The organism is Streptococcus oralis subsp. dentisani (assembly GCF_007475365.1).
GTDB classification, from domain to species: domain Bacteria; phylum Bacillota; class Bacilli; order Lactobacillales; family Streptococcaceae; genus Streptococcus; species Streptococcus mitis_AX.
The window spans coordinates 1,847,929-1,861,179 of sequence record NZ_CP034442.1 but is presented as its reverse complement, the minus strand read 5'-3'; the positions used below and the strand labels follow the sequence as shown (position 1 = coordinate 1,861,179).

Genomic DNA, 13,251 nt, shown 5'->3' with positions numbered 1-13,251 from the left:
CCCTTCAAAAAACCTTATGCTCACCAAACTTCACCCCAATAATCTAAATAGTTTTTCTTCCCAAAATATGGTATAGTAGTATCATACTATCTATGAGGAGTTTACATGTCACAGGATAAGCAAATGAAAGCTGTTTCTCCCCTTCTGCAGCAAGTCATCAATATTTCATCTATCGTCGGGGGAGTCGGCACCTTGATTTTCTGTATTTGGGCCTATCAGGCCGGCGTTTTACAGTCCAAGGAAACCCTATCGGCCTTTATCCAGCAAGCTGGGGTTTGGGGGCCACCACTCTTTATCTTTTTACAGATTCTACAAACCGTTGTTCCGATCATTCCGGGAGCTTTGACCTCAGTGGCTGGGGTCTTTATTTACGGCCACATCATCGGAACCATCTATAACTATATCGGTATCGTGATTGGCTGTGCTATTATCTTTTACCTGGTGCGTCTCTATGGAGCTGCCTTTGTCCAGTCCGTCGTCAGCAAGCGCACCTATGACAAATACATCGGCTGGCTAGATAAGGGCAATCGTTTCGATCGTTTCTTTATCTTTATGATGATCTGGCCAGTTAGCCCAGCTGACTTTCTCTGTATGCTGGCTGCCCTCACCAAGATGACCTTCAAACGCTATATGATTATCATCATTCTGACCAAGCCCTTTACCCTAGTGGTTTATACTTATGGTTTGACCTATATCATTGATTTCTTCTGGCAGATGTTTTGAGCATAAATAGACTCTAGCTTGATACTAAATATACTTTGGTATGGAAATCATGCCTATTTTTCGATAGTGAATAGAGGACTTACCTAGCCTTTCCGCCGTGATAAAAACACCTGAAACCATTAGATTTCAGGCGTTCGGAAACTTTGAGACATCAGGCTCAAAGTTTAGGTATGGAATTTCGAAGAAAGTCGCTACCGTCCGTAATCACTTAAGGAAAGGCTCAAAAAACATTGTCTTTAAGCAAAACATCCGTTTGGTTTCCCAAGCGGATGTTTTGTTTGTTTTATTTTGCGACACTCTTAGCAAGGACAAAGTTCCCAAGTGTGGCAGAACCATTTCCAGCAACTGCAGGTGTCACGATGTAGTCACGCACGTCTGGTACTGGTAGGTAGCCGTTGAGGAGAGCTGTGAATTTCTCACGCACACGATCCAGCATGTGTTGTTGGGCCATAACCCCACCACCAAAGACGATCACATCTGGACGGAAAGTTACAGTAGCATTGACTGCAGCTTGAGCGATATAGTAGGCTTGAACGTCCCAGACAGAACTGTTGAGTTCGATGTTTTCACCACGAACACCTGTACGGGCTTCGAGACTTGGACCAGCCGCAAATCCTTCCAAACAGCCTTTGTGGAATGGACAAACACCGTTAAATTCTTTTTCCACATCCATTGGGTGTTTAGCCACATAGTAGTGCCCCATCTCAGGGTGACCCACACCACCGATAAACTCACCACGTTGGATGACACCTGCACCAATCCCTGTACCGATCGTGTAGTAGACCAAGTTTTCGATACGACCGCCAGCATTGTTACGAGCAACCACTTCACCATAGGCAGAGCTGTTTACGTCTGTTGTGAAATACATGGGTACGTTGAGGGCACGACGAAGGGCACCAAGTAGGTCTACATTTGCCCAGTGAGGTTTTGGAGTCGTTGTGATAAAGCCATAGGTTTTTGAGTTTTTATCGATATCGATGGGACCGAAGGAACCGATGGCAAGACCTGCAAGATTATCGAATTTTGAAAAGAACTCGATGGTTTTATCGATGGTCTCGATAGGAGTTGTTGTAGGAAATTGTGTCTTTTCTACAACGTTAAAATTTTCATCTCCGACAGCACAGACGAACTTTGTACCGCCTGCTTCTAAGCTTCCATATAATTTTGTCATGATAAACCTCTTATCTTTGTTTTCTCTATTATAGCACATTTTAAAGGGCTAGATTTCTCAATATTTTAGATTTTCCTCTGTAAATCTTACCATCCAAGTAAAAACGAACAAACATGATATTTGTTCGTTTTGTTTTTAGATTTGATTTTCGAAAAGGACTAGGCTTTCACTTCAATGATAGCATCACCCTTGACAACTGAACCGCTTGCGACTGGTGTCACAGAAGCGTAGTCTGCTGTGTTGGTTACGATAACCATTGTTGTGTCGTCAAGACCTGCGGCAGCGATTTTGTTTGAGTCAAAGGTTCCAAGAACGTCACCAGCTTTGACCTTGTCGCCTTGAGCAACCTTTTGTTCAAAGCCTTCACCGTTCATAGTCACCGTATCGATACCAACGTGGATCAAGATTTCAGCTCCATTCGCTGTCTTCAAACCGTAAGCATGTCCTGTAGCAAAGGCGATCGATACTTCTGCATCAGCTGGTGCGTAAACCACACTTTGGCTTGGTTTTACAGCGATTCCTTGTCCCATTGCACCACTTGAAAAGACTGGGTCGTTAACATTCTCAAGAGCAACCACGTCCCCAACGATCGGAGTTTGGATTGTTTCGTTTTGAGGAGCTACTGGGATGTTACCAGTTGTTTCTTCTTGTACCAAGCGCTCTGTCGCAACTTCAGTAGCAACTTCTTCTTCGTCCTCGTAACCAAACATGTAAGTAAGAACAAAACCAAGAACGAATGATACAGCTACCATAAGAAGGTATTGAAGCAATTGACCGTTACCAACGTAAAGCATTGTACCAGGGATGATGGTGATACCATTACCAGTACCAGCAAGTCCAAGGATTGAAGCCAATCCACCACCGATAGCACCAGCGATCAATGAAAGGAAGAACGGTTTACGGAAGCGCAAGTTCACCCCGAAGATAGCAGGCTCTGTAATACCGAGGAAGGCAGAAAGAGCAGCTGGGAAAGCAAGTGTTTTCAGTTTAGGATTTTTAGTTTTAACACCAACGGCAACAGTTGCAGCCCCTTGAGCTGTCATCGCTGCAGTGATGATGGCGTTAAATGGGTTCACATGGTCAGCAGCAAGCAATTGCACTTCAAGCAAGTTGAAGATGTGGTGTACACCTGATACGACGATCAATTGGTGAACCCCACCGATGACCAAACCACCAAGACCAAATGGCAAGCCAAGAATTGCTTTTGTTCCGAAGAGGATGTAGTTTTCAACAACGTGGAAGACTGGTCCGATGACAAAGAGTCCAAGAATAGACATAACCAAAAGTGTCACGAACGGTGTCACCAAGAGATCCAATACATCTGGAACCACTTTGCGGAGAGCTTTTTCAAACTTGGCTCCGACCACCCCGATAATGAAGGCTGGAAGAACGGAACCTTGCAAACCAACAACAGGAATGAAGCCAAAGAAGTTCATAGCTGTTACTTCACCACCTGATGCTACTGCCCAAGCGTTTGGAAGTGAACCAGAAACCAGCATCATACCAAGGACGATACCAACAGCTGGATTTCCACCAAATACGCGGAAGGTTGACCATACAACCAAACCTGGCAAGATGATGAAGGCTGTATCTGTGAGGATTTGGCTGTAAATGGTAACATCTTCTGGAAGTGTCATTCCAAGAGCATTCAAGAGACCACGAACACCCATGAAGAGACCAGTTGCTACGATAACTGGGATGATTGGCACGAAAACGTCACCGAAAGTACGGATAGCACGTTGGAACCAGTTTCCTTGTTTAGCAGCTTCTGCTTTCATGTCTTCTTTAGAAGATGTTGGCAAACCAAGTGCAACCACTTCGTCGTACATCTTGTTTACTGTACCAGTCCCAAAGATAATTTGGTATTGACCTGAGTTAAAGAAAGCTCCTTGAACTTTATCCAAGTTCTCAATCACTTCCTTATTGATTTTCCCTTCATCTTTGACCATGACACGTAGACGGGTCGCACAGTGGGCAACACTGTTGACATTTTCACGTCCACCAAGGGCTTCGATGACCTTTTTTGCAATATCCTGATTGTTCATTTGCAAAAATCTCCTTATAAAATTTTGTTCTTGTTTGAAAGCGATTTTATTCGCCCTACGACTATTATTTTATCATGTTTCTAAAATATGTCAAGCGTTTTGCAGAAAATTTTATTCCCTTTCTTTTTTCTCTGATTATTTCTGCGCGTTTTTGAGGGATATTTTCTTTTTCCTCAAAAAAATATCTTTATATTAGAGGATTCAAAGCTTTTTATTTACATTTTCTTTCATTTTTTCGTGAAAATTTGCCAGATTTCCTTTACTTGATTTCTGGCAATCGTTTGACATATTTTTCTCTTTTTTAACATAAAAGACTTGCTTTTTTTACCGAAAACGTTTACTATTAATAATAGAATAGAACTTATGGAGGAAAGATAAAATGGAATGGACAACCGAGCTCCGCTATAGACGCTATGAAGACTGGTCTAATGATGAAATCAAGCAAATCAAGGAAAAGATGGCACGATCTCCTTGGCATACTCGTTACCATGTCGAGCCTAAAATGGGGCTTCTCAATGATCCAAATGGCTTTTCTTATTTTGATGGCAAATGGATTCTCTTTTACCAGAACTTCCCCTTTGGTGCAGCTCATGGCTTGAAGTCTTGGGTGCAGCTTGAAAGCGATGATCTGGTGCACTTTACAGAAACTGGAGTCAAAGTTTTGCCAGATACTCCATTAGATAGCCACGGTGCCTACTCTGGTTCTGCCATGCAGTTTGGCGATCAGTTGTTCCTATTTTATACTGGAAATGTCCGTGATGAAAATTGGATCCGTCACCCTTACCAGGTTGGTGCCCTGATGGATAAGAATGGCAAGATTACAAAGATTGACAAGATCTTGATTGACCAGCCAGCAGACTCTACTGATCACTTCCGCGATCCGCAAATTTTTAACTTCAAGGGGCAATATTATGCTATCGTCGGTGGACAGGACTTGGAGAAAAAAGGCTTCGTCCATCTCTACAAGGCTGTGGACAATGATTATACAAACTGGCAAGCAGTTGACGACCTTGACTTTGCTAACGACCGCACTGCCTACATGATGGAATGTCCAAATCTAGTCTTTGTAGGGGAGCAACCTGTCCTTCTCTACTGTCCACAAGGATTGGATAAGAGTGTTCTAGACTATGATAATATTTATCCAAACATGTACAAAATCGGGGCTTCCTTTGATCCTGAAAATGCTAAAATGGTAGACGTGTCTCCATTGCAAAATCTAGACTATGGTTTTGAAGCCTATGCAACTCAAGCCTTCAACGCTCCAGATGGACGTGCATTGGCAGTAAGTTGGCTTGGGTTACCAGATATTTCCTACCCATCTGACCGTTTTGACCACCAAGGAACCTTCTCATTGGTCAAAGAACTCACTATCAAAGATGGCAAACTCTACCAATATCCGGTCTCAGCCGTCAAAGAACTTCGTTCCTCTGAAGAAGCCTTCTCAAATCGTACTCAAACCAATAACACCTATGAACTGGAGCTCAACTTGGAGGCCAATAGCCAAAGCGAGATTGTCTTACTAGCCGATAAAGAAGGCAAGGGGCTTTCAATCAACTTTGACCTTGTCAATGGACAGGTGACAGTGGATCGTAGTCAGGCTGGTGAGCAGTACGCCCAAGAATTTGGTACAACTCGCTCTTGCCCTATCGATAACCAAGCTACTACTGCCACTATCTTCATCGACAAGTCAGTCTTTGAAATTTTCATCAATAAAGGAGAAAAAGTATTTTCTGGCCGTGTCTTCCCACATGCGGATCAAAATGGTATCCTCATCAAGTCTGGAAATCCAACTGGAACTTACTATGAATTAGATTATGGTCGCAAAACTAACTGATGTCGCAAAACTTGCAGGCGTCAGCCCCACTACCGTCTCACGAGTCATCAATAAAAAGGGTTATCTATCTGAGAAAACCATTCAAAAAGTCAATGAGGCCATGCGAGAATTGGGCTATAAACCCAACAATCTGGCTCGTAGTCTTCAAGGGAAATCGGCTAAGTTGATTGGACTTATTTTTCCAAACATCAGTCATGTCTTTTATGCGGAGTTGATTGACAAGTTGGAACACCAGCTCTTCAAAAATGGCTACAAGACCATCATCTGTAACAGCGAACACGACTCGGAAAAAGAACGGGAGTACATTGAAATGCTGGAGGCCAACCAGGTAGACGGTATCATTTCTGGAAGTCACAACTTGGGAATCGAAGACTACAATCGTGTGACGGCACCGATTATTTCCTTTGACCGAAATCTATCACCTGACATCCCTGTCGTCTCCTCTGATAACTACGGTGGCGGGGTTCTCGCAGCCCAAACTCTGGTTAAGACAGGAGCTCAGTCTATCATCATGATTACAGGAAATGACAACTCTAACTCACCAACTGGACTGCGCCATGCTGGATTTGCCTCTGTTCTCCCGAAAGCGCCTATTATCAATGTTTCGAGTGACTTTTCTCCCGTCCGAAAAGAAATGGAAATCAAGAATATCTTGACCCATCAGAAACCAGATGCTATCTTTGCTTCGGATGATTTGACAGCCATTCTGGTTATCAAAATCGCTCAAGAGCTAGGAATTTCTGTTCCTGAAGAGCTCAAGGTCATCGGCTATGATGGTACCTACTTTATCGAGAACTACTACCCTCATTTGACAACAATTAAGCAGCCTATGAAAGAGATTGCCCAACTCACTGTCGATCTTCTCCTGCAGAAGATTGAAGGTAAGGAAGTCGCGACAACTGGTTATTTCTTACCAGTTACTCTATTACCCGGAAAAAGTATTTAAACACAAGAAAACTCAGACCAATTCGTCTGAGTTTTTTTATGATCTTAAGTTTTCTAGATAGCGCTGGGCTGTCTCTAAGTTGAAAGTTTTATCAGCGATGAGGCGCTCAACTAGGGGAGCAACCTCGGACTCACTAGCACCGGCTAGGAGAGCTAGGGATTTGGCCTGTAATTTCATGTGACCTTGCTGGATGCCTGTACTTACCAAGGCTTTGAGGGCCGCAAAGTTTTGGGCAAGACCGATGGACACGATAATCTGAGCTAATTCCTTAGCAGAAGGATTCCCTAGTAGTTCATGGCTGAGGGCTACACGTGGGTTGAGACCGATTGAGCCACCCTTGGTCGCTACCGGCATGGGTAGGGTCATCTCACCGACCAATTCTTCTCTTTCCATGTCCAGCGTCCATTGACTAAGACCTTGATAGCGTCCATCTCGACTGGCAAAGGCATGGGCCCCAGCTTCGATGGCACGCCAGTCATTACCAGTGGCAATCAAAATGGCATCAATACCATTAAAAATCCCTTTATTGTGAGTAGCTGCTCGGTAGGGATCAGCCTGTGCAAACTGGCTAGCCAAAGCTATTTTCTCCGCAATTTCTCGTCCTTGATCCCTTTGAGGACTCAAGTAGCGAAAGGCGATACGACAGCTTGCAGTCACCAGAGAATCGGTTGCGTAGTTGGACAGGATTCCCATGAGGCTCTGTCCCTGACTGAGTTCTTCTAATACTGGCTTTAAAGCCTCCAGCATGGTGTTGAGCATATTGGCTCCCATGGCTTCCTGAGTATCGACGTGGAGATAAACAACGAGAAAGTCTGTTTCACCTTTGATCTGCTCTACATGCAAATCACGCGCCCCACCACCTCGTTTAACGATAGACGGATAGGCTTGATTGGCAAGTTCCAAGAGTTCCGCTTTCTTGTTGGCAATCTTCTCTTGCGCTTGTTCAGGATCAGCAACTTGATAAAGGGCTACCTGACCAATCATCTGGCGCTCATGTACTTTAGCAGTAAAGCCACCTGCTCGCTTGATGATTTTGCTGGCATAGCTAGCCGCAGCAACCACTGAGGGTTCTTCTGTCACATAGGGAACTGTGTAGTCCTGACCGTTCACTAAAAGTTCTGGAACGATAGAATAAGGCAGAGAAAAAGTTCCTACTACATTCTCACTCAGCTGGTCTGCAACTGCCAAGCTGACTTGTTCATCCTGCTCCAGACTGGTTTGCCTTTCAGGACTAAGGAGCGCCTGAGCTTTCAACAACTCAAGGCGCTCATGGTATGATTTTTTAGAAAATCCATTCCAACTTTTCTTCATTATTTTTCAACCTTGCTATAACGGCGTTGGTGGTCGACAATTTCAACCAAGGCATAGTCTTGATGTTCATAGCCTGCAAATTGGGCTGAACCAGATTCATCCAACTGTAATTCTTCGAAGAAGACTTTTTCATAGTCTGCAACAGACAATGCTGTACGTTGTTTGAGTTTGCTCAAGCGATCCTTATCAAGGTAAGCCTTATAGCCTTCGACCAGCTCTCCACTAAAGAACTCTGAAACGGCTCCACTTCCGTAACTGTAGAGGGCAATTTTATCTCCAGCCTTCAAAATCTCTGCATTTTCCAAAAGAGAGAGGAGGCCGAGGAAGAGAGAACCTGTGTAGATATTTCCAATCATCTGACTGTAGAGAATGGACTTATCAAAGTTTTCTTGCAGACTATCCTTTTTCTCTCGAGATAAGGTTTTGTCCATCATCTTGCGCAAACCTTTTAGGGCCAACTTAGGATAAGGTAAGTGGAAGCAGATGGCCGCAAAGTCATCCATAGTCCAATCGTAGCGTTTCTTATATTCATCCCAAGTCGTTGTCAGGCAATCAAGATACTGTTGGGTCGAGTACATGCCGTTTACATAAGGAGTGCTTGAGTAGTTCGGACGCCAGAAATCCATGATGTCGCGCGTTTGGGCAACGTTATCATTGTTAAAGGCCATGATGCGCGGATTTTGGGTGATCAACATCGCTACACTTCCAGCACCCTGAGTTGGTTCACCTGGAGTTCCCACACCATACTTGGCAATATCACTGGCGATGACCAAAACCTTGGACTCTGGAGAATTTTCCACATGCAATTTAGCATAATGGAGGGCAGCTGTTGCTCCATAGCAAGCTTCTTTGATTTCAAAGCTACGAGCGAAAGGCTGAATGCCTAATAGGCCATGAACAAAGACTGCCGCCGCCTTACTCTGGTCAATCCCTGACTCGGTAGCTACGATGACCATATCGATTTCTTCTTTTTCTTTATCTGTTAAAATAGAGTTGCTGGCACTAGCTGCCAAGGTAACAATGTCCTCGGTCAGTTGCGCAATACTAATTTCATTTAACAAGAGTCCCTTGCTAAATTTTTCGGGGTCAACTCCCCTTGCTTCTGCTAGGTCTTGTAATTTCAAGACGAATTGACTGGTAGCAAAACCAATCTTATCAATACCGATTGTCATATTTACCTCTGTTTTTTCATTCATTGTAAAAAATCGTTTCATTCTATTTTATCACAAATAGGAGCAAAAGAGAGAAAAAAGACTTGATTCACCAAATCAAGTCTTTGCTTTGACTGCATTAGGAAGATATTCCTCGCTATTTTCGGATGTAGTAATAGAGCTTTAGAATCACCGTTCCACTTGCCATTCCAATAGAAATAACAAGGGCTAACATAACCACCAAAGTCGCGCTGGCAATAGCATGACTGTAATCGCCTGTCACAAAGAAAGCTGTCGTCCGATAGGATAGATAACCTGGCACCAAGGGGGCAAGAATGGCCAAGACAAAAACCACCGCTGGTGTCTTATAGACAATACTTAAAATCTGGCTGATGCAAGAGCCAATTACTGCTGCGATAAAGGTCGCTACAATAACATTGGTTGGTTCTTTGAGCACGAGATAGAGGAGCCAAACGCCCATTCCCAAAATACCACCAGGTAGGAGCATGGAGCGTTGAACATTCAGTACGATTAGAAAGGTGATAATGGCGAGTAAACTCGCCACTGCTTGGAGTAAAATACTTGTTAGAGTCATCTTATGTCATCAAAACCAGGGCGACAGATGTGCCGGCCCCTAAAGCGAGGGTAATGAGCAAGGATTCAAACATCTTGCTCATACCAGAGTTGATATGGTTGGTCATGATATCCCGAACCGCATTGGTCAGAGCAATCCCTGGAACAAAGGGCATGACAGCTCCTGCTATGATCAGGTCTGCCGTCGAAGGAAAGCCAGTATAGCGAGCCCAGAACTGGGCAATCAAGCCAAAAACAAAGGCACCCGCAAAAGCTGTTACAAAAGGAATTCGGATAAACTTCTCGACATAGAGAGAGAAAGCAAAACCAAACAAGGTCGCAACGCTTGCTCCAAAAGCATCATAGACATTACCGCCAAACATAATCGAGAAGAAAGGGGCGCTGAGGGTTGCTGCTACAGTCACTTGGAGCTTGCTATAAGGAAGAGCTTGATTTCTGATTTCCTTCAGCTTTTTAAAAGCTATAGAAAGATCAATCTGGCCACCCACAAGTTCTCGTGATACTTGGTTGACATCACAGACTTTTTCGATGTTATAGGAGGATGACGTCACCCGTTTCATACGAGAAATATTGGTGTTTTCAATCGAAAAGAAAATAGCCGCGGGCATGGCAAGAACATTGCAATCCACTATTCCCTGTGAATGGGCAATGCGAATCATGGTGTCCTCAACCCGATGAATCTCCGAACCACTTTTCAAGAGAATGGTTCCAGCTAGCATAATCACATCAATGACAGCATTTAACTCTTTTGATTCGTCCATTTTCTACTCCTATTTTCTACTCCCTTTATTCTATCACAAAAGTTCATGAAAAAAAATCTTTGTCATGATTTCATGACAAAGATTGGGTTAATTTCGTTCATTACTTGACGTTCTACTGCCATCTGAAGAATCCGTTGTAGGATTGCTACCTTGATTGTTACTCTGTGAAGGCGTCGTGTCTGTTCCTGAATTTCCGTGTTGAGACGAACTTGATGAAGAAGGAAGTGGTTTTGGTTTATAAATAGAAATCTTAACACGTGTTTTATTGAGATCTACCTTTTCTCCAGGTTTAGGATCCTGACTAACAACTGTTCCTGCAGTAGTTCCTTCAGGAGCAGTTGATACTTCCACAACTTCGATATTGGCCTCTTTTACACCAACAATCTGAGTCAAATTGTTCTTAGTAAATTCGAGACTTGAACCAATGTAACTTGGCATCGAGACACTAGTTACCTTCTTAGCAACTGTTAAGGTAATCGTGCTGGCTTTCGTGAGGTCGTAAGTACTTCCTGCAGCTGGGGTTTGCCTAATGACTGTTCCTGGATCGCTTTCGCTAGATTCCTCTTCCTCGATCTTGATAAGATTTTCTGGAACCTTTTTCTCTTTGAGCTCTGCGACAACATCCGAGGACTTACGTCCTACATAGTTACTTAGTTGGAAGGATTGCTTACCTGATGAAACGATTAGATTTACTTTGCTTCCTTCTTTTCGACCGCTTCTAGCTTCTGGATCTGTTCGAATGACGCGACCTTCGGCTACTGTGTCGCTGGCCTCGGTCTTTTCTTCACCTACTTCAAAATTAGCTTTCTTCAGTGTTTCTTTAGCTTCAGCAACTGTCTGTCCCGATACATCTGGAATAGCAATAGTCGCTGGAGTTCGGGAGAAGATCCAAATCAAAGAGGCTGCAACTAGCAAGGCACTGGCCAGTAAAATCATGTAGCGAGCTTTAAACTTCCGTTTTTTCGTTGGTTTTGGTACTGGTGCTTCATCTACCACCTGCTGAGTCTGCTGTTTTGATTGAGGTCGCTCTAATTGTGGCTTAGCCTTCGGAATAGAGGTCAGAGTGCTTTGTGGAACTTTAGGCAAGGTCTTGGTATCAACCTTGCTTGCCTCATCAAAGACTAGCTTTGGTTCTCTCCTACGATTGTGAGATAAACAACTCGACAAGTCCACATACATTTCTGATACAGACTGATAGCGATCTGTTAATTTCTTGGCCGTTGCCTTGATAACGACATTTTCCAAAGCTTGTGGTACTGCTGGATTCTCAGCAATAACAGATGGGAGTGGTTTTTGGAAATGCTGGAGGGCAATAGTCACTGCACTATCCCCATCATAAGGGATATGTCCAGTCAACATTTCATAGAAAATAATCCCCATAGCATAGATGTCACTCTGCACAGTTGCCTTGGAACCACGGGCCTGCTCAGGTGAGAGATAGTGAACTGAACCGAGCATGGAGTTGGTCTGTGTCAGACTGGTCTCTGCAAAGGCCACGGCAATCCCAAAGTCTGTAACTTTGGCAGTTCCATCTGGTGTCAATAGGATATTTTGAGGTTTCAAATCTCGGTGGATAATCCCTCTCGTATGCGCCAGACGCATCGCCAAGAGAATCTGTCCCATAATACGGACGGCTTCTTCATTTGAGAGAGGGGAGTGTTCTTTGATATAACGTTTGAGGTCAAGCCCTGCCACATACTCCATAGCTAGGTACTGCTGACCGTCTTCCTCACCGATATCTGTTATTCGAACGATATGGGGATGATCCAGATCCGCCATGGCTCTCGCTTCACGTTGAAAACGTGCCACAGCAATCGGATCTGTCTGATAGTTAGTCCTCAGGACCTTAACCGCCACTTCTTCCCCGTCTAGGATCAAATCCTTGGCCAAGTAAACATCCGCCATGCCTCCTCGACCAATCTGTTTGACAATCCGATATCGTCCGGCAAAAATCTTGCCGATCTGGATCATTCTACTTCCTCCTCATTCATGTGAACAAGGGCAACCGTGATATTATCTAAGCCTCCTGCATTGTTTGCAAAACGAATCAAAGTTGCCGCCTTGTCTGCCAAGGAAATATCACTCGTTACGATATCGTAGATATCGCTTCCTGAGATCATATTGGTCAAGCCGTCACTGTTGAGCAAGAGGTAGTCTCCTGGCTCTAGGCTAACCATGCCAAAATCTGGTTGAATTTCATCTTTTTGCCCAATGGATTGGGTAATGATATTTTTCTGCGGATGAATTTCTGCCTCCTCTGGAGTTAGCTGGCCAGCCTTTAGCAGAGCATTAACCAAAGAATGATCACTCGTGAGCTGGCGATAATCTTCACCACGGATCAAACCGATACGAGAATCACCGATATGGGCATAAATAGCTTGATTTCCAATAATGGCTACTGCTTCAAGCGTTGTTCCCATCCCCTTATAGGCTTCGTCTTTCCCCATCTGATGAATTTTTTGATTTTCAAGTTCCAGATAGTGGGCAAACCATTCACGGACCTCATTGACGGTGTCGATTTGGGTATCAACCCAAGCCACGCCCAGGTCTGTTACCGCCATCTCACTAGCGATATTGCCTGCACGGTGTCCTCCCATCCCATCAGCCAAGAGGATCATGGTGCGTCCTGCTCGGTTGACAAAGTGATTGACATAGTCTTGGTTATTTGTTCGTTTCTGACCAACATCTGTTAATAATGCTATTTCCATTGTGTCA

Annotated in this window: 11 protein-coding genes; 3 read left to right on the top strand and 8 right to left on the bottom strand. The window is 44.0% G+C overall.

Annotated elements, in window-relative coordinates; all coding sequences use genetic code 11:
- The first annotated feature begins 105 nt into the window (after positions 1 to 105).
- Positions 106 to 723, top strand: coding sequence for a TVP38/TMEM64 family protein (locus tag EJF26_RS09430; RefSeq protein ID WP_000076174.1), 618 nt, complete (start codon positions 106 to 108; stop codon positions 721 to 723).
- Positions 724 to 1,006: 283 nt separating this feature from the next.
- Here the strand turns inward: EJF26_RS09430 and scrK are convergent, their stop codons facing one another.
- Positions 1,007 to 1,894, bottom strand: a complete 888-nt coding sequence (scrK, locus tag EJF26_RS09425) for a fructokinase ScrK (RefSeq protein ID WP_000164289.1) — start codon at positions 1,892 to 1,894, stop codon at positions 1,007 to 1,009.
- Between the two features lie 158 nt (positions 1,895 to 2,052).
- The gene (locus EJF26_RS09420; RefSeq protein WP_001064519.1) at positions 2,053 to 3,939 is read right to left on the bottom strand and encodes a sucrose-specific PTS transporter subunit IIBC; all 1,887 of its coding nucleotides are present in this window, start codon (positions 3,937 to 3,939) and stop codon (positions 2,053 to 2,055) included.
- A gap of 379 nt (positions 3,940 to 4,318) precedes the next feature.
- On the opposite strand from EJF26_RS09420, the gene EJF26_RS09415 reads away from it, so the two are divergent.
- Both EJF26_RS09415 and EJF26_RS09410 read left to right on the top strand, forming a co-directional pair.
- A complete protein-coding gene (locus EJF26_RS09415) occupies positions 4,319 to 5,773 on the top strand; it encodes a sucrose-6-phosphate hydrolase (RefSeq protein ID WP_000455279.1) in 1,455 nt (484 codons plus the stop codon).
- Positions 5,754 to 6,719, top strand: a complete 966-nt coding sequence (locus EJF26_RS09410) for a LacI family DNA-binding transcriptional regulator (protein ID WP_000225991.1) — start codon at positions 5,754 to 5,756, stop codon at positions 6,717 to 6,719. Before EJF26_RS09415 ends, EJF26_RS09410 begins: the two co-directional genes overlap by 20 nt.
- 36 nt (positions 6,720 to 6,755) lie before the next feature.
- Here EJF26_RS09410 and EJF26_RS09405 read toward each other — a convergent pair whose 3' ends face one another.
- The 6 genes from EJF26_RS09405 to EJF26_RS09380 all read right to left on the bottom strand — a co-directional run bounded on the left by EJF26_RS09405 (position 6,756) and on the right by EJF26_RS09380 (position 13,244).
- Positions 6,756 to 8,030, bottom strand: a complete 1,275-nt coding sequence (locus tag EJF26_RS09405; RefSeq protein WP_000750332.1) for a hydroxymethylglutaryl-CoA reductase, degradative — start codon at positions 8,028 to 8,030, stop codon at positions 6,756 to 6,758.
- Entirely contained in the window at positions 8,030 to 9,202 is a 1,173-nt protein-coding gene (locus EJF26_RS09400; protein WP_025168949.1) for a hydroxymethylglutaryl-CoA synthase, read from the bottom strand. Before EJF26_RS09400 ends, EJF26_RS09405 begins: the two co-directional genes overlap by 1 nt.
- Before the next feature lie 136 nt (positions 9,203 to 9,338).
- A complete protein-coding gene (locus EJF26_RS09395; RefSeq protein WP_000176904.1) occupies positions 9,339 to 9,776 on the bottom strand; it encodes a threonine/serine exporter family protein in 438 nt (145 codons plus the stop codon).
- 1 nt (position 9,777) lies between these two features.
- Positions 9,778 to 10,536 carry a threonine/serine exporter family protein gene (locus EJF26_RS09390; RefSeq protein ID WP_000344524.1) on the bottom strand — a complete coding sequence of 253 codons (759 nt, stop codon included), beginning with the start codon at positions 10,534 to 10,536 and terminating at the stop codon, positions 9,778 to 9,780.
- A gap of 87 nt (positions 10,537 to 10,623) precedes the next feature.
- On the bottom strand, positions 10,624 to 12,507 hold the full coding sequence (gene pknB, locus EJF26_RS09385; protein WP_000614515.1) for a Stk1 family PASTA domain-containing Ser/Thr kinase: 1,884 nt from the start codon (positions 12,505 to 12,507) through the stop codon (positions 10,624 to 10,626).
- Positions 12,504 to 13,244, bottom strand: a complete 741-nt coding sequence (locus EJF26_RS09380; protein WP_000401538.1) for a Stp1/IreP family PP2C-type Ser/Thr phosphatase — start codon at positions 13,242 to 13,244, stop codon at positions 12,504 to 12,506. Before EJF26_RS09380 ends, pknB begins: the two co-directional genes overlap by 4 nt.
- Positions 13,245 to 13,251 lie beyond the last annotated feature (7 nt).